At 51.9% G+C, this 23520-nt stretch carries 15 protein-coding genes; 6 read left to right on the top strand and 9 right to left on the bottom strand.

What is annotated here, in order from left to right; all coding sequences use genetic code 11:
- Positions 1–229 precede the first annotated feature (229 nt).
- Together J1D76_RS13120 and J1D76_RS13115 are read left to right on the top strand one after the other, a co-directional pair.
- Positions 230–1336 (top strand): acyl-CoA dehydrogenase family protein, encoded by a 1107-nt coding sequence (locus J1D76_RS13120; protein WP_421138716.1) that lies wholly within the window; start codon positions 230–232, stop codon positions 1334–1336.
- A gap of 9 nt (positions 1337–1345) precedes the next feature.
- Positions 1346–2533, top strand: coding sequence for an acyl-CoA dehydrogenase family protein (locus tag J1D76_RS13115; RefSeq protein WP_421138715.1), 1188 nt, complete (start codon positions 1346–1348; stop codon positions 2531–2533).
- Positions 2534–2695: 162 nt separating this feature from the next.
- Here J1D76_RS13115 and J1D76_RS13110 read toward each other — a convergent pair whose 3' ends face one another.
- From J1D76_RS13110 to J1D76_RS13085, 6 genes are all read right to left on the bottom strand, one after another.
- Positions 2696–4060, bottom strand: a complete 1365-nt coding sequence (locus J1D76_RS13110) for an aldehyde dehydrogenase family protein (RefSeq protein ID WP_421138714.1) — start codon at positions 4058–4060, stop codon at positions 2696–2698.
- Positions 4061–4332: 272 nt separating this feature from the next.
- Positions 4333–5442 (bottom strand): NAD(P)-dependent alcohol dehydrogenase, encoded by a 1110-nt coding sequence (locus J1D76_RS13105; protein WP_421138713.1) that lies wholly within the window; start codon positions 5440–5442, stop codon positions 4333–4335.
- A gap of 59 nt (positions 5443–5501) precedes the next feature.
- A complete protein-coding gene (locus J1D76_RS13100) occupies positions 5502–6860 on the bottom strand; it encodes a DUF1329 domain-containing protein (protein ID WP_421138712.1) in 1359 nt (452 codons plus the stop codon).
- Between the two features lie 250 nt (positions 6861–7110).
- The gene (locus tag J1D76_RS13095; protein WP_421138711.1) at positions 7111–8292 is read right to left on the bottom strand and encodes a multidrug effflux MFS transporter; all 1182 of its coding nucleotides are present in this window, start codon (positions 8290–8292) and stop codon (positions 7111–7113) included.
- A gap of 63 nt (positions 8293–8355) precedes the next feature.
- Entirely contained in the window at positions 8356–10728 is a 2373-nt protein-coding gene (locus tag J1D76_RS13090; protein ID WP_421138710.1) for an enoyl-CoA hydratase-related protein, read from the bottom strand.
- 18 nt (positions 10729–10746) lie between these two features.
- Entirely contained in the window at positions 10747–13176 is a 2430-nt protein-coding gene (locus tag J1D76_RS13085; protein WP_421138709.1) for a CaiB/BaiF CoA transferase family protein, read from the bottom strand.
- Between the two features lie 248 nt (positions 13177–13424).
- On the opposite strand from J1D76_RS13085, the gene J1D76_RS13080 reads away from it, so the two are divergent.
- Positions 13425–14843 (top strand): MFS transporter, encoded by a 1419-nt coding sequence (locus J1D76_RS13080; RefSeq protein WP_421138708.1) that lies wholly within the window; start codon positions 13425–13427, stop codon positions 14841–14843.
- 301 nt (positions 14844–15144) lie between these two features.
- Here the strand turns inward: J1D76_RS13080 and J1D76_RS13075 are convergent, their stop codons facing one another.
- Both J1D76_RS13075 and J1D76_RS13070 read right to left on the bottom strand, forming a co-directional pair.
- Positions 15145–15942 (bottom strand): FadR/GntR family transcriptional regulator, encoded by a 798-nt coding sequence (locus J1D76_RS13075; protein ID WP_421138707.1) that lies wholly within the window; start codon positions 15940–15942, stop codon positions 15145–15147.
- 94 nt (positions 15943–16036) lie between these two features.
- Complete coding sequence (locus J1D76_RS13070) at positions 16037–16690, bottom strand: TetR/AcrR family transcriptional regulator (protein WP_421138706.1); 654 nt, start codon at positions 16688–16690, stop codon at positions 16037–16039.
- Positions 16691–17978: 1288 nt separating this feature from the next.
- Here J1D76_RS13070 and J1D76_RS13065 point away from each other — a divergent pair.
- The 3 genes from J1D76_RS13065 (at position 17979) to J1D76_RS13055 (ending at position 21556) form a co-directional block, all read left to right on the top strand.
- Positions 17979–18884, top strand: coding sequence for a LysR substrate-binding domain-containing protein (locus tag J1D76_RS13065; RefSeq protein ID WP_421138705.1), 906 nt, complete (start codon positions 17979–17981; stop codon positions 18882–18884).
- A 115-nt stretch (positions 18885–18999) separates the two neighbouring features.
- Positions 19000–20181 (top strand): M20 aminoacylase family protein, encoded by a 1182-nt coding sequence (locus J1D76_RS13060; protein ID WP_421138704.1) that lies wholly within the window; start codon positions 19000–19002, stop codon positions 20179–20181.
- A 49-nt stretch (positions 20182–20230) separates the two neighbouring features.
- Entirely contained in the window at positions 20231–21556 is a 1326-nt protein-coding gene (locus tag J1D76_RS13055; RefSeq protein ID WP_421138703.1) for an MFS transporter, read from the top strand.
- Between the two features lie 1487 nt (positions 21557–23043).
- On the opposite strand, the gene J1D76_RS13050 is transcribed toward J1D76_RS13055, so the two are convergent.
- Positions 23044–23466, bottom strand: a complete 423-nt coding sequence (locus J1D76_RS13050) for a VOC family protein (RefSeq protein ID WP_421138702.1) — start codon at positions 23464–23466, stop codon at positions 23044–23046.
- Positions 23467–23520: the final 54 nt, after the last annotated feature.

The following is a 23520-nucleotide window of genomic DNA, read 5'->3' as shown; positions in this document are numbered from 1 at the left end:
ACGCTAAGTCAACCGTCAGTGTAGCTAAAAATTACGTCTCAATCATACATATCTTTATTGAGCTTTTAGAAGACTGATCATTTTTTGCAGATACCCGCCGCCGGAGCGTGGCCCGCAGAATGTGCCAACGAAGGACAGATGACTCTTGCGATAAAACCATGGGCCATGGCACATTATACCTATGTATCTTTAATATGTTTATTTATGGAAACCGTTTTAGAGAGGCGCTATGAATTTTGAATTTTCAGATGATCAGCGGATGCTTCGCGATCACGCTCGTCGCTTTCTTGGCGATGCTTGCAGTTTCCATTCGCTGCGAACGGCGCTCAACGACCCGAAGCAATATGACTCAGGGTTATGGCAGCAGATGGTTGAGCAAGGCTGGATGGGCGTGGCAATCCCGGAAGCTTGCGGAGGTATGGAGCTTGGGCTTTTGGAATTGTGCGTATTGTCCGAAGAGCTAGGGCGTTGCGTCGCTGCTGTCCCCTTCTTCGCCACTGTCGGACTTGGCGCTGAAATTCTTAAACAATGCTCCACGCCTGCCACTGAGGACCTACTCACCCGCATCTTGGCAGGGGAAGCTATCTTTGCTGTGCAACTAGTCACGCCTGACCTGGCGTGGTCCAGTAATTTGACCCTGGAAAATGGGCGAGTGTCCGGCACCGTGCCGGTACTCGCATACGCCGCACAAGCAGATTTCGCCATAGTGCCCGCCACTGAAAATACCGAGAACGTTCTTGTGCTGGTTGATCTCCATCAACCAAACGTACAGCGACAATCGCTAGTCGCAATGGATCACACCGTAGCGCATGGTCAACTACAACTCGATGACGTTGCATGCCAGACGCTCTGTCGCGGTGAGCAGGCCCGCGCCATCATGACTAAAACGGTTGATCGAGCCTCGATCCTTATGGCTTTCGAGCAGGTAGGTGCCGCCGAAGCTGCCATGGAAATGGCGCGCAATTACGCGCTCGAGCGTTACACGTTTGGCCGGCCCATCGGCAGCTATCAAGCGGTAAAACACAAGCTTGCGGACATGGCTGTAAAAATCGAACTTGCGCGTTCCAATGCCTATTATGGTGCCTGGGCACTGACCGCTGGGAGCGAAGATGAATTGGCCGTCGCCGCAGCCGCCGCGCATTTGACCGCTAGCGAAGCCCTTGAATACTGCGCGGAGGAATGCCTCCATTTGCATGGCGGCATTGGCTATACCTGGGAGGCTGACTGTCACTTCTTTTACAACCGGGCGCGATTGCTGGCGGTTTCGCTGGGCAATCGCAGCGCCTGGATAGATCGTTTATTAGCCGAAAAATCGCTGCAAGCCCTGTTTGCCTGAGGACATATCATGGATTTCAATGACTCGCCACAAGAAGCCGAATTCCGCCAAGAAGCACGCCGATGGCTGCAGGAAAACGCTCCTCGATTTAACAATCAGGAGCAGACCCATGACGTAAAAGCCTACGTCGCACTGGCCCGGGAATGGCAAAAGTGCAAGGCAGACAAAGGTTATGCGGCCATCCGCTGGCCGCGCGAGGAAGGCGGCCTCGATGGCACGCCGATGCAAGAAGTGATCTTCCAGGATGAAGAGGCCAAATACCCGCTGCCTGTCGGCCCCCTGGTAACGATTGGCACTCAGTTGGCAGTCCCTACGATACGTAAACACGGCACTGCAGAACAAATCGAACAATTCACTCGTCCAACCCTTCATGGCGACACGCTCTGGTGCCAGTTATTTTCGGAACCATCGGCGGGTTCCGACTTGGCCAATATCCGGACTCGCGCCGTCAAAGACGGAGACGATTGGGTCATTAATGGACAGAAAGTCTGGACGTCGTGGGCTCATATATCTGACTGGGGTATTCTGATTGCTCGCACCGACCCTTCGCTGACCAAGCACAAAGGACTGACGTACTTTTTGGTGGACATGCGCAGCGCGGGGATCGATGTCCGTCCTATTCGTCAGATTTCGGGCGAGTCAGAATTCAACGAGGTTTTCTTTACCGATTTGCGTATCCCGGATGCTTGCCGGATCGGAGCTGTCGGTGAGGGCTGGAAATGCGCGATGACAACCCTGATGAATGAGCGCGTCAGTGTAGGGGGCGAAAGCCAAGACCTACCGCGCGTGGAAGAACTTATTCAGCAGGTTCAGCGCTCTGGCCAGCACCCGGACCGCCACCGCATCGCGCAGATGTTGACCCAGGAGTTGGGGTTGCGCAATTTCAGGTTCCGGTTGTTGACCTCGCTTTCCAAGGGAGAAACACCTGGGCCGATCGCGGCAATGAGCAAACTGGTGTATGCCAACTTGCTTCAGGACCTATCCGCGATGGGGCTGGACTCTGCGGGGATGAATGGTGTATGCGCGACCACAGATCCTCTGCTGAAAAAGTTTCAGCATGGCTATACTTGGAGCGCTGCTTTGCGTATCGCCGGTGGCACGGACGAGATCTTGCGTAACCAGATCGCTGAACGCGTGCTGGGTATGCCCGGAGAAATTCGCGTCGACAAAGACATCCCTTTTACACAATGCCGCTAAAACCACAAAGCCCGACTCAGGTCCTTCAACGGTACTGAGTTGGGCTTTTACCTGACTGACAACTTGACAGATAAATATGAAGAAGGAGCGGTTCGATTTGGCTGAACTACTCCCGCCTGAAGCAATTAATTAGATAGGACGTATCGCCAACGGTGAACGCGTTCAAGGCTGAATGAAAACAGAGCGCGCATTGGACAGTTCGCGAAAACCGTATTGTCCCTTGTATCGCCCCATCCCGCTCTGATTCACACCACCAAATGGCAAGCGAATTTCCTGGTAATGTCTCAAAACATCATTGACGGTGACGCCACCTGAAGAAGTATTGAGTAGCACCTGTTCAACAAACTCTGGCCGCTGGCTGAATACATAAACCGCCAATGGCTTGCCTGTTGCATCAATGTGTTCGAAAACGTCTTGCACATTTGTATAGGTCATCACAGGAAGGATTGGCCCGAAAATTTCCTCTTGCATCAATTTGGCGTGTAAAGGGACGTCGACTAGAACAGTAGGGTGGAAGGTCAGGTCCTCCGGCTCAACCTGGCCGCCTATTACCACGGTCGCACCCAGTTCCATGGCATTGGCCAGGGTAGACTCCAGCCGTGCCATATTGCGGGAGTCAACGATTCGTGCCAGCCCGGATTTGTCGAGTTTCCCAGTGGGATAAAAGGCCTGGCCAATGATAGAGCGCAAAATCCCAACAAACTCATCCCGGCGTTCAACAGGCAGCCATACATGATCGCAGGCAAGGCATAACTGGCCCGCGTTGAAAAAACGAGCCCCAACAATTTTGCTTGCAAGTACTTTCAAATCAGTACTGTCATCAGCAATGACTGGGCATTTCCCCCCCAGCTCGAGTGTAACACTGCTGAGATTTTGAGCCGCTGCTTGCATTACACGCTTGCCGACTGTCGGGCTTCCGGTAAAAAAAACATGGTCGAACGGCAAGGTAAGCAGCAGCTCAGCGAGCGGCACCCCCCCCTCAAAAACGACCACTTCGTTTTCATCAAACACCTGACTTAGCAACCGAGCAATTAACCTGCTTGTGGCAGGCTGCAGCTCATTAGGCTTGATGATGACCGCGTTACCGGCAGCAATCATCGGCACCAATGGTGCCAACGTCAGGGCGAATGGAAAATTCCACGCTCCGAAGAGTAAGCAGACACCCTTGGGTTCATGGCGTATCTCGGCCTTACCGCCGGCATTTCGATCAGATACCGCGACCCTCTCGGGCGCCATCCAGATTGCCAGCTCTGCTATCGCAAGATCAATTTCCTCTAGCACCGAGATGAGTTCAAAGTGCTGATCGCCCATACGCGGCTTGCGCAGGTCATCAAAAAGCGCCTGGTCAATATCATGGGCGTGATCGGTTAATACATTGCGCAGGCGCTCTAATCTTTGCTTTCGCTCATCAGCGGTGGACGCCTTGAGCTGGCTTCTTTGCTCACGCTGTGCATGAAAGATTCGTTGAATTTCAGACTTTGTCTGCGTGTCAATCGAATCAAATAGATAGTTAGCTTTGGTAACCATGCGGCCCTCTTATCATAGAACTCCAGCGGCGCGACAATAACCTGTTGCACCGTTGATCAGATCGGAAATAAAGGTGAAGGAGATAGGGTAGAGGGTTAGTTTCTTAAATACGGTGCCAATGCCATAGCAGCAGGCAGACACCAAGCAACACACTGGCAATTGCCAGTGCGTTTCACCATGGTTGTTGTCTGACGTTTTCCCACACCAACAATACCTGTGAGATTAACAACGCAAAACAATGCAGCACCCCATGGAACCTTCTCCCTGTCCCATTAGGACATCCTGACGACGGCTTTTATGACTTCACCTTTACATGAGTCGGCCACAGCCTTATTGATCGCATCAAACTCATAAAATCTAATCAGCTTTTCCAAAGGAAAAAGACCTTCGCGGTAATAAGTTATCAATTGGGGTATGAACACCGCAGGAACGCAATCGCCCTCGACGCAAGACTTGATCGTGCGCCCTCCGCCCAAGGTATTCATGTCCAATTCAACCTTGCTGCCTCTAGGTGCCGCGCCTAATAACGCAACACTACCGGCCAACCGGACTGATTGGAGGGCATTGGCCATTACTTGGCCAACACCGCTGGCTTCCACTGCATATTCGGCGCCTTGGCCTTCAGTCAGCGCTTTGATCCGCTCGACCGGGGATTCACGAAGCGCATTGATGACATGATGAGCCCCCAACTCTAATGCTAGGTCTAGGCGATTATCGTGAATATCGACTGCAATGATCATCGCGCAGCCCGCAATCCGGGCCGCCATCAGAGCCGCGGCACCAACCGCCCCCACACCAAAAATCACCAGACTGCTCCCAACGGCAGGCTTTAGAAAGTTGAGTACTGCGCCGGCACCGGTCTGAAAACCGCAACCCAAAGGTCCCAGCAGCTCCAGAGGAATGTCCTTGTCCACTTTGATTAAATTTCGTTGATCCACAATAGCGTGGTCAGCGAATGAAGACTGTCCAAAGAAGCACCCACACACGTTTTCGTGTGTCTGGGGACTGTACAAGGTAGATGAACCATCCTCGCGAGTGCCGGAGAAGTTTTGGGTAAAAAACTTACGACAATAGGACGGCTTCTGATCAAGGCATCGATCACATTGTCCACAAGATGCAAATGACAAAACCACGTGATCGCCGGCCACTACGTTTGTAACTGACTGTCCCACCTGAAGGACAATACCTGCGCCTTCATGACCTAGTACACATGGAAGTTTAGTAATTGGCACGTGACCATCACGTGTTATTACATCCGTATGGCATACACCTGTCGCGACAATTTTTACCAGTACTTCATGGTCGCGCGGTGCATCCAGTTTAAGCGTTTCAAAGCCGAATGGTTGACCCACTTCTCGATGGACGGCAGCTTTTATCAACATAAAATTATCCTAAGCCAGGCCCGGTAGATATACCGGACCTCTCCGGGGGAGATAAGGGATTAACGGATCCCTCTACCTGCGATGGATTCTGGATTCAATTCACGCTCAGGTTTTGCAGCGACATAAAAAATCTTGCCATCGGAGTAGTCCGACTGACGCGAGTACATTCCCTTGTTAAAGTCATAAATAGTGAACGACGGTGCGAATACTGCGGGCACGTTATACGCTTGGATAGAATATTGAACGGCAGTGCGATACAACGTGCCCGCCTGGTCCCAGCCATCCATCAACCCAGCGGTGAAGTTATCCTCGTCAAGGTAATAGGTTCGCTTGCTGTAGACGTGGCGCATCCCAGGTTTCAAGGTTGATTCAATCACCCAAACTCGATGGAGCTCCCAACGTTCACATTCGGGATTGACGGTGTTAGCCTTGGCCCATTTTGCCACCTTGCAATCTGCTAGCTTGTAGTTGTTATAGGGGATATACATCTCCTTTTTTCCTACCAACTTGAAGTCAAAGCGGTCCATCAGGCCAGAAAATAGAAAAATTTCGTCATACAGCATTATCCCTCCGGTCGTTGATACAGGAGTGTCATAGCTAAACTCAGGTGCCATTTTGATACGGCGCTGCCCGGGCGCATAGCTCCAAGCTTTACGCGGTGACGAACCCGGATCGAGGAAATCCGCGTAGCCAGTCGCTTCGCCCGCCTTGCGTGACGGCGCGTCGGTAACACTGTAAATGCGCACAGCCATATTAGTGTTACGATCGGGGCTATTAACTTGCCAGAAGGGCTTTTCCGAATAACTCCGAATCTCTGACGTCATAACTGGCGCGCCACTTGGGGAAATCATCCAGCTTCTAACACCACTCCCCTGAAAGCCACCCGCTCCCGAAAAGGCCAATAGCTTATTCCACATGACCTCATAACCGGTTTTAGGAATCGGAAAAGGCACGCCACCACGGCAATCTTGAGCAACACCGAGTTGCTCGTCGGTAGTCTTGCAGGTCGTAGCATTTTTGATGCTAGCGTCGAGCACCGCTTGCGGATACGCCGTGCTGCGGTGAGTAGGATAGATATCCAGATAGTAGTCACTGTTAGTCTTTAACAGATGTTTCATGCCATCGGTAAGCTTCGCTGAATACTGATCCATATTGGCCGCTGTGATACGTGCGACTGGCTTTTCCGAAGCGTATGGGTCCGTCCAACGACCGGATTTTGGGTCGAAGTCCGTGGGTGGAGTGCTCAAACCTCCGGTGTATGCCGGAATAGTGTTATCCGCGTTTCCTGCCTTGATTGCACCAAAGGGCGTGAGCTCACCACCGAGCTGCTTAGCCTCTTCGGCAGTAACAGCAGCGAGCGCAGCAGCGCCCCAGATGGCCGAAAAAGCCCCAACCGCTATCATCGCTGGAATTTTCATTATTTTTATTTCCTGGTCGCTAGTGAACATTTATCGGGCACGTTTGGCAGCCCGCCTTGACCGCTAGTTTATGATCTCACACCTATCAAAGCGTGCGCCTCACAATCAGATTAATCATATGTATAATTAAACTCTTTATTTGGTCTTTGACAAGCCCCTAAGAAAAATTTGTGACCGAGAGGTCTGATCATCCGGTTTCCAGCTCGCGCCCGTAGGTTCGCGTAACAGGGCCTCCTTGGTCAGATTTCGTTCAGAACTCAAGCGTAGAGCGGTGGATTCTTCCCGAGGTATAAAAACTTATCGTCAGCGTCGCCAACGCGCAGCCAAATATCACAATACCCATCGGTCGCGCGGTGCCATCGTGTAGCGCACCGACCATCGCCGAGGCACTCGCCGCAACTCCAAATTGCAGGAACCCAAGCATTGCCGACGCAACTCCAGCATTGGCCCCCTGATCAGCCATGGCACAAGCCGTTGCATTTGGAAGAATGCAGGACAGGCTAGCAGTCGACACGAACAGAGGTATCAGGATGGGCCAAAGCTCTGCTGGCTGGGCAAGCGTCACACTCAGTAATGCGACTGACGCCAGGACATACACCCAAACCGCTCGTTGAAGCCAATAAGCTGGGCCGTGGTGACGCAAGAGAAAGGAGTTGAGCTGAGCGGTAAAGATGAATCCTGCGGCATTAGCGCCAAAAAGCCATCCATATTTGGAAGGCGAAACGCCGTACAGCTCGATAAAAACAAAGGGCGAGGCCGCGATGTAAACGAACATGCCTGCAATACCCAAGCCACCTGCCAATCCATACCCTATCAATGCAGGATCATTCAAGAGCGCAATGTAGCGTCGGAGTGCGCCTGCCATCGGTTGCTGACTGGTCCCTGCGGTCTCTGGTAGCCACCGCCAAATGCAGTAAAGGCAGATAACACCAAAGATGAAGAGTACGAGGAAAATTGATCGCCAACCGAACGCCCCGAGCAACCAACCACCAATCAACGGCGCGAGTATCGGCGCCAATCCGACGATCAGCATCAGTTGAGAAAACACCTTCGCCGATTCCAATGGAGTGCAAAGGTCCCGAACAATTGCCCTGGATATCACCATGCCCGCGCAACCGCCAAGTGCCTGCACAAACCGGGCAGCAATCAACCACGCAAGGTTCGGAGCATAGGCGCAGACTGCAGAGGCCAGAGTGAAGATACTGGCTCCTACCAACAGTGGAATCTGTCGCCCGTACCGATCAGCTACAGGCCCATAGATCAATTGACCGATCGCTAGACCAACGAAATAGGCCCCCAGTGACAGTTGTACCTCTTTGACACTGACGCCAAATGCTGTAGCTAACGTAGGAAAACTCGGAAGATAGAGATCGATAGCCATTGGCCCGAACGCCGATAGCAGTCCCAGCACAAGCAGTATCCGAAACGTCATGAGAATACCTGTCCCAAGTTGAGCCAGGGCAGCCCACCAGCTGCTCCTGGGTGGTAAGGACCCTCAGCGATTTTTCCACTGCGGCGTGCGCTTTTGAGCGAAGGCAGTAATGCCTTCGATAAAGTCATCGCTTGCTACCAACTTGTCGGTGGCAGCGTATGCCTGGCGGACAGAATCCTCCTCACTCGCGTAACGGGATTGATCATTGAGCAATTCCTTAGTGAAGCGAATTGAAGTTGGCGAACCTTCCAGCAATTGCTCAGCAAGTAACCGGGCACCGTCCAGCGCAGCTCCTGCTGGAACGACTCGATTGATGAAGCCCAGAGAGAAACCTTCAGCAGCGCGCACTCGTCGCCCAGTGAGGATCATATCCATGGCTTGTTTATAAGGAATCTGACGAGTCAGACGCTGCAAACCACCTGCCCCAGCGATAAGTCCGACGCGTACCTCGCTCAAGGCAAACTGCGCAGACTCATCAGCAACTATCAGGTCACACGCCAGGGCGATTTCGAAGCCTCCTCCCATCGCATAACCATTCACTGCGCAAATGACGGGCTTGACCCGACCTGGCCGGGCCGTAAGCCCCGCAAATCCTGTGAGAGGCGCCCAGATTCTGCGACCGCTCGCCGTGGCTTTCAGGTCGTTACCTGTGCAGAAAGCCTTAGTCCCGGCGCCGCTAATTATTGCGATCCACAAAGACTCATCGGCCTCGAATGCATCGAATATTTGTGCTAGCTCGTCATTGGCTTCGGGAATGAGCGCGTTGTTCACTTCCGGGCGATTGATGAGCACTTCCAGTACATGGTCCCGACGCTCCACTGACACATGCTCGTAATGATCGAGCAACTGTTTGCCTGGACGAGGAATCAAAGCTTCAAACACGCGCAAGTCCGATGCAAAGCGGTTGATACCCTGATGCCAACGAACAAAGATTCGCTGGCCCAAGCCGTCAGCGTCGACAAACGATGCCAAAGTGTTGGCGTCATTCTCTATCGAAGTCGCAATGAAACGTTCTCCGCTAGACTCCAAACGTCCAACGACAATGACTGAGCGAGGCCCTTGCTTGTCATGAGTAACCGTATAGGTTTCGACACGCCCCCATCCAGATGGACGAGTCGTGAATGCCGGTGCTGGCAAAGTATTGATACGGTCCTGCAAAGAGGAACTGTCACATAACTGGAAAGGCTTGTAGCGGGTCGAATACACCCCCACTGCATGGGTGCTCATGAAACCGCCATTTGCGCCAACCATGGCGTAAGTGCCAGGGTCGGCGCGAAGACGCACAACCATTTCGGCGAGCGCGTGCATCGAGTAATTGTTGCCCGGCCCGCCGAAGAACGGCAATCCTCCGGTCAATGTCAGACCGCGTGGATCGTCAGCGTGCAGGCCAAGCGTATCCAATGCGGCGAAGACTGCAATTGGGAAGCAGCTGTAGAGATCAAAATAGCGGACATCCTCAAGCTCGACACCTGCGGTTTCAAGTGCTTGGCGATAGCAGCCTGCCATTGCTGCAGAGGCGCCTAGATCCTCCCGCTCCAGCACCGGCCGCTCGTCGGCAGAGCTGTAACCATGCAGAAAAACCCAGCGGCTTTGGTCGATGCCCAATGTTTGCGCTGTACCCACAGTCGTCAGCAACAGGGCCGCGCCAAGGTTTACCTGGTCACGTGCCACCATTGCTCGAGTGTGCGGATCGGCGATCAGTCTATTACTTTCGGTGACCTCGGTAATGGAGCTGGCGCTTTGAGCTTTCCTACTGGCGGCAAATGGATTACGTGACGCAACGTCCGAAAACCCGCTGAGTAGCTGCCCCATTTGCGCACTGTAAGATTCTCTCGATTCGCCTAATCGCGCACGTCGGGCGTGCTCAAGCAAAGGATAAATGTTAGTGGGCATGGTCAGGCCATGCTCGCCCATATGGCGAGTTCGCAGGATGCTGGTGCCTCGACGATTGTCGCATTTCACCTCACAGGCTTCGCTCCAGTCCAGCTTGTTTCCTGCTGCTTGCACTGCTCTTTGTGTGGACTCCGCCTCTGCGCCGCACACAAGCGCCATACGCAGCTCACCCGCATAGAGACGCTCGCATAATTCACTGACCAGTTTCTGCGGCTCATCACCGCATGCCGGTGAGTAGACCAGGGTTCGAGCGTCAGCACCGATGCGCGCAGCGATCGCCGCGGGAACGTTATCGGGTGTACCGAAAGGAGCCCGCTGAGCACGCATCATGGCGGGAACAGAGTCGGCAACAGTTCGCACAGCAAATATAGCGTCCACCTGGGAAGCTAGAGCGACATCCGAGCCGGAATCCAGCAGTGCCAATGTCGCAGCCTCTGCTGCAAGATCGGTAGGCGAGAGTTGACGGTAAGCTGGATCCCCCAAGCGATCGACAACTTGACCGGCACCAACAAGAATCGGCGTATTCGGGTCAATAGCACTCATCATTTTATCCTTTTATTCTCAGGAGTGTTTCGTCGGCGCCCGTGATACTTCCAAGTCACCTGATGCGAGCAGCTCATCTATTTGTAAGTCACTCAGTTTCAGCAACTCAATCGCAATCTCGCGGCTATGTTCGGATACATAAGGGGCCGGACGCAGTTCTGGATCCAACATATGTAAAGAATTCACGATGCGATTTTCAGCCGGCAACGGTAGAGGCAGTCCCTCGTGGCAGAGGGTTCGAATGAAGTCACGGGACTGGAATTGTGGATCGTCACGATACTCAGTCAGCCGCTGCATGAATCCCGCGGGCACCTGTACCTCTTGTAGCCGCTTTGTTAGCTCGTGAGGGGCATGGTTGCGGCTAAACGAGGTCACCAATTCGTCTAGCTCCGAACGCCTGAGTCGACGCCCCTTCAGGTTGGAAAGCTCCGGGTCTTTCAAAAGATCCGGCCGTCCTATGACATTCAGCAAGGATTTGAACTGCTCATCGGTTTCTATCGAAATGGCGCACCATTGATCGTCACCAGCACAGGGATACACACCCTCCGGAACTCGGTCATCGGATTGATTGCCTCGAGCAATGAAACTCCCTGGCTGAAGCGATTCGCGCAGGAAATGCTCGGCGTTACCGTTCAGGAATATTTCCGCTTGTGAAATGCTAACGCAGCCACCGTGACCAGTGCGCTCTCGCCTGATCAGCAACGCCAAGACGCCAAGTGCAGCAATCCTTCCCGCAACATGGTCCGGATAAACGGTAACACCATCACTGAATGATCCTTCGATATCAGGGTACCGCCATACTGAAGTCAGGCCCGCAGCTGCTCGAACCAATGGGCCATAGCCCATGCTGCGACTGCGTGGACCGGTATTACCCAGCGCGCTGCTATCCATCATTACGAGCCTGGGGTTGAGCGCTAATAGAACATCTGTTCCCAATCCTAAAGATGCCAAGGTGCCAGGTTTGAAGTTGGACAGAATAACGTCTGACTGCGCTACCAATCTCTTGAACAGCTCGAGTCCTTTTTCCTGGCGCAGGTTGATGCCAATGCTGCGCTTGTTTCGGTGGCCCAGCGCTACAGAGGGAGTCATAAGGTCACCTGACATCGATTGGCGCCCGCCATCTGGAAAAGCATTGTTCTCGACTTTGATGACATCTGCACCCTGGTCTGCAAGCAGCCGCCCTGCTTCAGCACCGGCGACTATGACGCCTAGATCGAGTACGCGCACACCTGCGAGTGGCCGAATTCGATTATCTGGAATGTCGACTGCGGTTACCCTTGGGTTAAACCACGCAGCCGAAAATCCATCCGACTGACCTAACGTTGGTGCTGCCCGTCGAATGCCCATCCTGACGCCATCTATTTCTAAATAACCAGATGGCACTTGACCAGTAATACCCGGGGAAACTTCCAGTGGCATGAATGCCTTTCTTGCCTGGAAGTGCTCATCGTGGAGAACCTCACCGGGTGTTAGCAACGCAGCGATAGGAACCCCCCTTTTCTGCCCTTCCAATACCAATTCTTGCTTGGAATAGCCGACGAACAGTCGGCCTATCTCGGCATTGATTCCCGCCACCTCAGTCATGCGCTGCCCAATTTGGGCGAAAGCCGGATCACGATATGGATGCTCCGCACCCAGCCAGTCACTCATTGCACTCCATTGACGGGGATTAAGCACGCACAGACGTACATGGCCATCCAGACAAGGGATGATCGGGTATAGAGGCATAGGCTGCGGACGTCCAGCCGGGGTAGTGTCGAGCGCTGATTTACCGCCATTTGCGCTACCCGTGGCGCCCAGCCCAGGATCGATGGTTTGAGCAACAGCTTCATGAATCGAAAAATCGAGATGATCACCTCGACCATTTTGCAGTCTTTGCCAATAAGCCAGCATGCCAGCGAAAGCTGCCTGAATGGCTGCTGCCTCCCAGGCCAATGACCCAGGCGGCATCAACGGTGTCAAACCCGGCATACCGGATCGAGAAAGAACGCCTGCCATTGCGGTATGCACGATTTGACTGGCGCTATAGTTCCTATAGGGACCTGTCAGACCAAAATCAGTGATTGATAACATTGCCATCTCTGGCCTGCGTTGCTTAAGGGTCTCACCCCCCCCATCCAACTTATCCAAAACACTTGGCCGTGAACTGTCTATGAGCAGGTCACACGTCTCGATCAGAGACAGGAACCGCTCGATCCCTGCGGCTGTCGTCAGGTCAATTACCACGCTGTGCTTGTTAGCGTGATGCGTCGCAAAGTACAAACTTTGATCCTGATGCATCGAAGGCAGGCGTCGCACCGCAGAGCCCTCGGGGGGCTCTATTAGAAGCACTTCAGCCCCCAGATCCGCTAGCAGCCTGCCGGCCATATCCGTCTTGCCATTGCTCAGCTCAATGACTCGCATTCCTGAGAGAGGCAACACCGGATCAAAGTCTGTTTTCTGCGACATATCGGATTCCTGAGTATGTAAAAACAACCGCTCTATCGTTCGATCGTCAGCTGCATTTAGGATGGAGTCTCAAAGCTGCTGACAAGCGAATTCAAGGACCAGGCGAGCTGAAAATCGATGGCTTGCTAATCATATAAATGATTGTACTATATTGAAAGGCTTTTCCTGCCAACAGCATCCGATATCCAATAAAAAGACGGGAATCACTGATGACTTCGACGCGATCTACCGTGCCCGTATGGGCCCTCATGGCAGCATTGATTCTGGCTGAAATCAGCAGCACATTCGAAGCCAGCATGGCTTTTGTAGCCTTGCCGGCGCTGTCGATACATTTTGCCAATCCGATCGGTGCAAGCTGGACTATCACCGCGTTTTTCGTTGTATCAGCAGGCACCGCAGCACTTTTTTCCAGGCTCGGAGACATATATGGCCGGCGTAGATTGCTGATCCTGGTTCTGCTGATTGCGGCCAGCGGTTCGCTATTAAGTGCCCTTTCTGAAACACTGACAGGCGTGATCGCCGGGCGTACGCTTCAAGGTGCCACGGGGGCTGTACTCCCCCTCTGCCTTGGTTTGATGCGAGAAAACCTCCCTCCCAGCAAACTCTCATTCAACATTGGCATTATGGGCGGAGTAGTCGGAGTGAGTGCCGGCTTAGCCTTTCTCTTAGCGGGCTACTTGCTGGATCACGTCGAATGGCATGGCTTGTTTTTATGTAGCTTCGCTATCGCGATCGCTGGAGCAGCCACCGTCTCGCTAGTGGTCCCGCGCTCTAAACCCGCACCTGACAGTAGACGTTTGGATATATGGGGGGGGATTCTCTTCGTGCCCGCTATCAGTAGCTTGATGCTGGCACTCACGCTTGGGCGGGGAGGCTGGATCCAATGGCAGGTACTGACAACGTTCATCGCAGGATTGCTGCTACTTATCTTCTGGGCCCGGCATGAATGGCGACACCGGAATCCGCTTATCGATATCAGGCTCTTCGCCGATCGTAGGATATGCCTGGCAAATCTTGTTTTTGCGTCAGCGGCGATAGGTCCAATGCTCTATCCCCAGGTTATTCTCAGCCTCGCTCAACAGCCGGTTCTGACCGGAGTCGGCCTCGGCCTCAGTGCAACGGCCGCGGGCATGCTAAAGCAACCTGGAACGCTTATGGGATTTATTGCTGGGCCACTCGGAGGGCGAATTGCAGAGCGATGGGGTAGCAGGCAAGCGATTCTTTTAGGAGCAGGCACACTCGCACTCGGCTGGATCCCACCCCTTCTTGAGATGAATTCATTCGGTGTGCTACTTGGCACAGTCTGTATGCAAAGTTTTGGGATGGTCGTCCTTTACGGTGCGGTGAGCAATCAAATCGTCGAAGCTGCTCCACTGTTACGGACGAGCGAGGCGCTGGGCTTGGCCCAAACCACCCGTAGCACCTTTACTGCGATCGGAAGTCAAATCATTGCGGCAGCACTTGCTTACTCAACGGTGACTGCAGGCGAGTCTTCCAATGCCGCGTACCCTTCGTCATCCGCATACACCATGGCCTTCGTATTCCTCCTTTGCGCAAGCACCGCTGCATTCATTGCGGCTTGGTTACTACCCCGGAGCGGGCCAATTCCAACAGAACCAGTCGCACCGGCGCTAAGGCCGAATGAACAGATGACCGTAGAGAGCTGATTGCAATATGAGTAGCAGGCGCCAATGGGAATGTTGCGACACGCCAACCCGACCAGCGGTGCACTTTTATCATTGACCTTAATCATACAAATGATTAATCTGATTTTACTCCCACAACAATAAATCATAGGGTGTAATTATGATCATTCGTGTGATAACGATGTCTCTAATTCTCGTAGGCGCTGCTTGCTCGGACCATAGCAAATACATAGCAACCAACGACGTTCAGAAATGCCGTATCGAAAATCTGGTCAGCAGCACTCCAACTTATTCGCCGTCATGGCAAACCAGTTTTCACTGATCAATCGCGAGTAATATCGGAGATCTTCATGTCTTCGTAGCCGACAACCCAGACCTTATAAGCTGCCTGCATATGCTTGCGCCAATGCACTTCAGCCTCTTCCTCATTACCAGCCTCAATGAGTTTGAGGAGCTTTTCCTGCGATTTAATCCCCAATGCTGCAAAGGCGATTGCCTCTTCCCGAGGCTGGTTACGCCGATAAACCGCAACCACCATAGCTTGATGTTGTTCCACTACCGAATGAATCGCCTGCCAAAGATAGATTAATGGACGGTTTCCTGACAGCTCCACCAGAACCTGGTGAAAATTAGACACAGCCTGCCCAAATGCCGACGCATCGGCCATTACCTTACGCTCAGCCTCAATCGCAGCTCTCAAGGGTGCAGGGGCTATTTTGCGAGCGTTCTTGGCCACGAGTCGTACGGCTGCCGGCTCGAACGCCATGCGCGCCTGATATACCTCGGCTACGGTAGTACCTTCGGTCTGCAATACCATGAGTGCATAGTTCGAAATTAGACCAGGATCCGGCGCGTGGACCACGGCTCCGCCTTTCGCCCCACGGGCCACGCTCACCAGTCGCTCGGCCTCTAGGATCCGATAAGCCTCACGTAACGTCGGCCGCGAAATACCGAACTCTTCCATTAGCTTGCTTTCAGCAGGCAACATATCGCCCGCCTTCAGCTCACCGGAGATGATTCTCTTTTTGATGCGTGTGGCGACGATCTCGGGAGCTTTGGGAATGTGAAGAGGTTGCTTGGTCGTGGCAGTATGTTGATTCATAGAAAATTGCACGTCCATATCGGGTCGGTTGAGGGGTCGTAAAAAAGCCGCGCGTTTTGCGCATCCTCAATAGTAGCAAAGACTCAAATGATATAGGTCATTAACTCGCCGACTAGCTACCTTCTCCCAGCATGCGTGCCAGGACCCACGCTTCCGCGTTAATTAGGTCCTGCGTACTCAAATCGCTACGTGGCGCTACATGAACCCTGAAGATTGCGGCAAGGCGCTCTAGGCTGCCCATGATGACTGCTGCGCCCGCTAGAGGATTCAAGGGCGAATTTCTGGACTGGCATCCCCTCCCTATTTTTTCCGCCAGGCACTCCAATATTGGGACTAAGCAGCTGTGGCGCAATTCTATCATTCGCTCATCGCCCTGGTCGGCTGTCAAATTGCGAATGTGCAGGAGGTGGTAGCGCTCTTCCCAATATTTGACGTACCCGGATACAAACAACCGCGAATAATGAAGGGCTTGATCACTTGGCCACTCGTCTCTCAGTAATGCATCCAGCTCGGCTGGTATCTCCTGGTTTAAGCGAATGGATTCGAATACGAGATCCTGGACATCCTTAAAATAAAGATAAAAGGTACCGGGTGCCGTACTCGCCTCGCGGCATATATCCAGCACACGAATTTCTGGAAGGGGTCGGTGCTTTAGCAACTCAGCAACAGTTTCGATGAGCCGTAACCTTGTGAGCTGACCTTTACGTCCTATTGCCTGGCCCTGCAAGTTATGGGTAGGCGCTTTTGTCACCTGTTCAAGAGACATGCGTTTACTCGATATGGGAAATTAGAATTACCGTATCCGGTCCTGCATACGCGACCTTCAACAAGCAACTCACTATTGAATGTGTTGGCAGTAGAGCTCAACGCCACCAGCAGAGTTTTAACGTAAGTGAGCATGGGGGGCATCCGCCAGGCACTCGTTTTGCCCAGATTGATCTAAAAAATATCCGAACTGCTTCGCAATGATTGGACCCATCTGACAGGCTGCAAACATTCACGCTCGAGATACAGCGATGCTCGGAATGTCTATTTGGACCTGGGGCTGAATCTAAGCATAGCTATACAGCACAACATAACCTATCGCTTGCGAATTTGATTTAATTTTCTCATTAATTTACAGCCTTTCTGCCTCCGCCCAGCTAAAACAAAGGCGTAAATCAGCATATGGTGCTCCTCGCAGGCTTTCAACCATTGCCCGAGGATCCGTAACATACATGATTATAAACCGCTATCACGTTATCGGACAGGATTAGTCTCGCTGGCCCCTCAGCATGCAAGCGAAGTAGGCGAAATTTTCACGTCGAAGGGGGGCATCCATATTTGCAAATACGGTCAATGGCCACCTCGACTGAACTTATACATAAAAGTGTAGCCGACGCCGCTTACCCAAAGGGATCACCCTTGCTCCGCTCGTAAAATTACGCAGTACTTTATATCGTTCATGTGAACTATGATAATGTAGATTCACCGATGCCTAGTGCCCTCTGGATTGACATTGCGGCGCGCAAACGAAGACGCCAATATCTCATGGATCATTACACAGATAACGACCAGTGACTTCGAGCCACCTTTCCCTGAATTTGAGTACCCCGCGTATACCCGCGTACTGAAAAAAGAGCGACCCCGTTGACGACAGTCATCGTCCGTACTTTAAATCAAAGAAACGAGATGCAAAGCAAGCCAGACATGCGTCACGGAGGCTAATGTCACGAACTCGAAATATGCCACTGCACAATCAGCAACCATGCCATCTGGATTGCATATCTGATCGTCGAAAAACTTAACTTAATAGTGGCCTCCTTCCTAGGCGTTCCTTAAATTATCAACCGCCACCATACCGACCAGCCCCGGGATAACGGGGCTTGATGGAATTACGCTGCCGAAAGGTATCAACCTTTGGCTATGCAGGACTCCTCCATTCGTCCTAAAAAAGTTATTCTACGCGCTCGTCTCACACTGAGACGCTGAACGCTGCCACCTAGGCAGCACTTGGTCCGTTTTGAATTCAACGAGCGCTTTGCGAAGCGCCGCAAAAATACATTGGAGCCGCCATGAAACATCACCAACTCCGCGCGCTGTTAGTAATCTGCGAAAGTGGAAGTATTCAAGAGGCATCAAGGATGCTCCACATATCTCAACCCTCCTTGTCTCGAAGCATCAAAGAACTGGAGTCCGAACTTGGGGTGAATCTCCTGGTGCGTTCCAACAGAGGTATAACCTTGACGATTTATGGTGAGCATTTACTAATCCGAGCACGATTGATTCTCGAAGAAGCGCGGAGAGCCAAGGATGAAATTAATACACTTAAAGGATCCATGGGGGGGCATGTGACAATTGGCGTATCTCCCGTCACGCCCAGTTCTCGCTTCGTCCAATGTTTGACAAAATTTAATGCGCGCAACCCAAAAGTCACAATACGCATCGAAGAACTGCGTCCCGCGAAACTTATCGAAGGTCTCCGAGAAGGACGTTTGGATTTGGTCATCACTTCTCACGGAGGAACTGGTCAATTGGAAGGATTTCGCGCTTTAGAGCTATATCAACAGCCTGGCGCTCTGGCAGTGCGCAAAGGCCATCCTTACAGTAGTCTTAACACGCTTTTAGAGTTGCGGGAGTTGCCGTGGGTACTCCCAGACGAATTCAAAGATTCTCCTGTTAGCAATCTATTCCATCAAACCAAGCTAGCGCCACCAGACAACGTCATGGTTTGCTCTTCACTCGTCATATACCTAGAGCTAGCTGCAACCACAGACGCTGTCAGCTTCTGGTCGATGCGTCACCTGACGCTAAGCAATCTTGCTGAAAAGCTTGATGTGGTGAAGGTTGCTGAACAGGTGCCTAGCTTCGCTATCTCTCTCATCAGTCGAGAAGCGGCAGCTTTGACACGAGAGGCCAGCATGCTGGCCGAAGACATAATTTATGAGTTCCACGGCACGCGCTCTGCAATTTCTCGTTAGCTCGGGACCCTGAAGACTACTAAAAAAGGTATGGGTATGCCTATAGACCATTATTCCTATCAGAAATATTTTGTCATGCTGGAAGTCATCGAATGGTCCATAAGGATAAAAACTAATGACTTCGTCACCCAATCTCGTCCCCGAAATCGAAGCCCTGCATGCAGAGTTCATTCAGATCCGCCACCATATACATCAGCACCCGGAATTGGGCTTCGAAGAAATCGGAACCAGTAAACTAATCGCCGGTTACTTACGCCAATGGGGATATGACATCCACGAGGGCATTGGGGGAACGGGTGTGGTTGGCGTGCTCAAGCTAGGCGATGGAGCACGCACTATTGGACTGCGTGCGGACATGGACGCACTGCCTATTGAGGAAAACAATAGCCTACTGCACCAGAGCACACATGCTGGAAAAATGCATGCTTGCGGCCATGATGGCCACACTGCGATATTACTTTGCGCAGCCAAATATTTAGCAGAAAGTAAGTGCTTCAACGGCACCCTGAATCTTATTTTCCAGCCCGCTGAGGAGACACTGGTGGGCGCTTTAAGGATGATGAACGATGGGCTATTCGAGCGCTTTCCATGCGATGCTGTTTATGCCTTGCACAACGCCCCCGGACTACCTATTGGTTATTTTGTAGCAGCAGCTGGCACCATGGGTGCATCTGCCGATGAGGTGACGATTCGTTTAATTGGACAAGGTGGGCATGGGGCGATGCCGCACCTTACCAAAGATCCGGTGGTCGCTGCCGCTGAAACCATTCTAGCCTTGCAAACAATTGTCGCGCGCAATGTACCGGCAAGGGATACGGCGGTCCTTACTGTCGGTATGGTTTCAGCCGGCCACGCTCCGAATGTCATACCTGCCGATGCAACTTTGAAATTGAGCGTTCGTTCAACCTCCCCCGAGGTACGTCTATTGCTAGAAAAGCGCATCGGAGAGGTTGTCCGCGGCGTCGCCTTAGCCCACGACATGCAAGTCGAATACGATTTCCGGCCTTTGGTTTCAACACTCTTCAACAGCGAGGCAGAAACAACCTTGGCCAAACAGGTAATCAGTGGCTTAGTTGGGCCGCATAACATTGTCTCTCCCGGTAGCAATGGAGGCTTGGGCAGCGAAGACTTCGCGTGGATGCTTGACCGTCTCCCTGGTTGCTATGTTGGGCTAGGCAATGGAAATAGTGGCCCTACAGGATGTTCCTTGCATAATCCAGGGTATGACTTTAATGATTTGGCGATACCCTATGGTGCCAGCTATTGGGCCAAGTTAGTTCAAACCTACCTCGTTTGAACCAAGTCATTTTCGGTTTCCGCTAACGACCTGATTATGAGATTAAACCATGCCTGAAATCACCAGAAATCGAAACGTAGTTATGGCTTTGCTCTTGACCGTCACAATTATTAGCACCTTTGATAAATTAATTTTTGCATTCGCTGGCGTACAGATCATCGAGGAGTTGAAGCTAACGCCCGAACAGTTTGGTTTTGTAGGTAGCTCGTTCTTCTTTCTATACTCACTATCCGGTGTTCTGGTCGGGTTTCTCGCCAACAGAATAGCAACACGCCGGATATTAGTGGGTATGTCACTAGTTTGGATTTCCGCGCAAATGCTGGCGGCGTTTAGCCACGGACTTTTAACATTGGTATGTAGTCGACTCTTACTTGGCATCGGTACGGGACCAGCGACTGCGGTCACGCAGCATGCATCCTTCAAGTGGTTCCCGCCGAAAGAGCGGATGCTGCCTTCTTCGCTTATTTATAGTTCGATCATGTTCGGTGGAATACTTGGGGCGCTTACGCTTCCCTATGCCATTCAGTACTTAGGATGGCGCATTACTTCTTTAAGTCTGGCTCTCATTGGTATCATCTGGATTATACTCTGGATGAAGCTTGGGCGTGAAGGAAATCAAAAAATTGATGCGGAGGATGTTACGAGTGAGGTCGAGCATGAGATTTCCCATAAGGCACTTCTGTTCAATCCCACTTTCATTTGCATCACGTTGCTAGCTTTTTTTTGCTATGTACCCAGTGCGTTGGGAGTCAGTTGGACAATCGTTTACCTAAAAAACGGAATGAATTTGAGCACGCTACAATCTGGCTATTTCATGTTGGCTGTGACGGTGTTAGCCATGATTACTGTATTGACGGTTTCTAGTCTTGCTCAAAGGGCTTTAAAGCGCGGTGGAAGCCTTTTCTGGACGATGATTGTTCCACCACTTGCGTGCTGCGCGATCGGCGGGTTTCTATTTTCGCTCATCGGCATTTCTAGTAATAAGCACCTGGTTATATTGTCATTGATGTTCACTGGAACAGCTCTAATCAGCGTACTTCCCAGCTTCAGCATGACCATAACCTCACACTTCACCCCGGTTCACCAACGTGCCTCGGTACTCGCCATTCACAACGCACTACAGACATCGGCAGGCGTGCTCGTTCCATTCCTTGTAGGCCAACTTATTGCTTGGAATGGAAATAACGTTTCCGCGGGATTTGAATTGACTATTTCTGGCTTTGGGATAGCAACGTTTACCTGTGCAATAGCAGGGTTTTGGTTGGTCAACCCAGAGAGTGTCCGGCTTCGGCTCCAAGCTCAATCAATTCAATACCAGCTGGGCCGTACGATCGATTGTATCCACGCTAAAAGGCTGCTGAATCCGGGCACCTGAAGCATCCAAAATTTCTGCTAATCGAATGCATCATCCTAATGAAGAATACGGTGCCCTCCAACTTTGCCATTTTGATGTCGCGCATCCGCGGCCAAATCGTGAGTTTATGACCAAGAAATCTTACGTGATTTTGGCAGCCAACATCCTCAGCAGCGGAGGTTCGCCGCGCTCGCTCAAAAACTCAAGGCATTTCCATATAGATGATAGTTCGTATGTGCCTGATGCAGAGAATGCTAACGGCAAATACCAATGTGTTTCGGCCCAACCACACTACTCACGACCTGGAGTTGTCTCCATCAGCGAAATCTAACTGCGCTCGAGAGGTTAGCGATGTAGCCCTTTCCATGTTTGTAAACGAAGGCTACGCAAACGTTAGTTTGCGCCACTTTTTCATCCGGCTAGGAGTCCAGGTAGGTTCGCCCGATCCCGATACCGCTTCGAAAGCGAACAGGCGCTGCTATTCGACTTTATTCGCGAGCAATTGGAGAGCTTGGTAGAAACAGTTGGTCATCTGATAAGTAAATGCACAAGCCTCCAAGATAAGCTGAAATTTTCGTGCGTATCCATCTGGAATTTCAGATCCAGCAAAAAGCCAACTCTAAGTTGATGAGGCTCGAGTCGCAAAGTTATATAAAGTCGAGGTTAAAGTCTTGCTATCACGATATCGAAGAATCCTCAGCGACATCATTACCGCGCGGATCCTCTAGGGCAGCACTCCAAACCAGGACGCGCCCTCCAGCACTGACGCAGTGCTAGGCATGCTTTGCAGCGTTTCGCTCAGGTTTCACAAAGGGCAGCCACAGCCTTCAAAACAACTGACTCAACAAAAAAGCGATTATGGTCAATTTGGCATCTGTGCACCGATTCGATCTCATTGGCCTCGTAAGTTGTTGATGCTGTGGGCATGCATTGCCTAGTTGGCTACTCTGCGCAATGGCAATCGTCTAAGACGACAGCACATTTCCTTCCTGGCATGTAAACAGGTACTCATTGAATCGGGTACCGGCCAGCACGGTCCGATTGGTCCTGCTCCGAGCGGCTGGCAAGAGGCCAATGCATTCTGCCGTCGTCCGCGCTTGATCGGATCGCAGTAGGTACGGCAGTTACCTGCCGCCCTCCGCGTAGATCCGTACGTGCGGAGAACTACCGCATGCGGCTCCCGCCTCGGGAATGTGATGCAAAGAATGTCTGCTCCAGAGGGCCAAATAAGAGCATGGCAAGTTTTCGATTCCGGACAGTCGATTTCCATTTCGAAGAGACTTGAAATTGACTGTATGGTAAATCGAACCAAAAGCACCACACATCAAGGACGGGCATCAAAGTTAGACCGATTTTTATTTAGGGCTGATGAGACGAAATATTTCATTAATGATACCTGTCTGTCGGCGCTGATTGAAAACTGACAGCCTTTACTGGGTCAGTTTTCAGTCGGCAGAACAGCCTTTAATGGGTCAGTTTTCGGTCAGCGGCAACTGTCGGCCTTGGGTTTAATTCAAGACAAACGCGCCCTCAGTGTCAATTTGCAAATGAGGGCTCCAAACAAGCTCCCAACCATTGCCTTCAGGATCCGCGAAATATCCGGAATATAAACCTCCGTCACGTTCGCGGACAGCGCTAGTCACTGTGGCCCCGGCCTTAATAGCTTTTGCAAATTGGGTGTCCACTTCGCTCTTCGACGAGACAAATGTCGCCCACACCGATTTGGGCGCATTAGCGGCAGTTATACCGCTTTCGGCAAAAAGGTACTCCGCTGGCATTAGTACTAAGACAGATTGCCCTATCTTGTACATAACAGATGTAGCCGATGGCGTTTGTCCCAAAGGCACCCATCCTAGCCCATGTTCGTAAAACTCCCGTAATATTGCGATATCGGTGACGCCTACCATAATCATGTTGACTCGCTGGTCCATGGTATACCCCTTGTCAATTGACATTTTTAGCCTGCACGTCCAAGCGCACAATCA

The organism is Pseudomonas sp. NFX15 (assembly GCF_049132105.1).
Lineage (GTDB): Bacteria > Pseudomonadota > Gammaproteobacteria > Pseudomonadales > Pseudomonadaceae > Aquipseudomonas.
The sequence above is the reverse complement of the archived record's forward strand: the minus strand, read 5'-3'. Positions and strand labels throughout refer to the sequence as shown.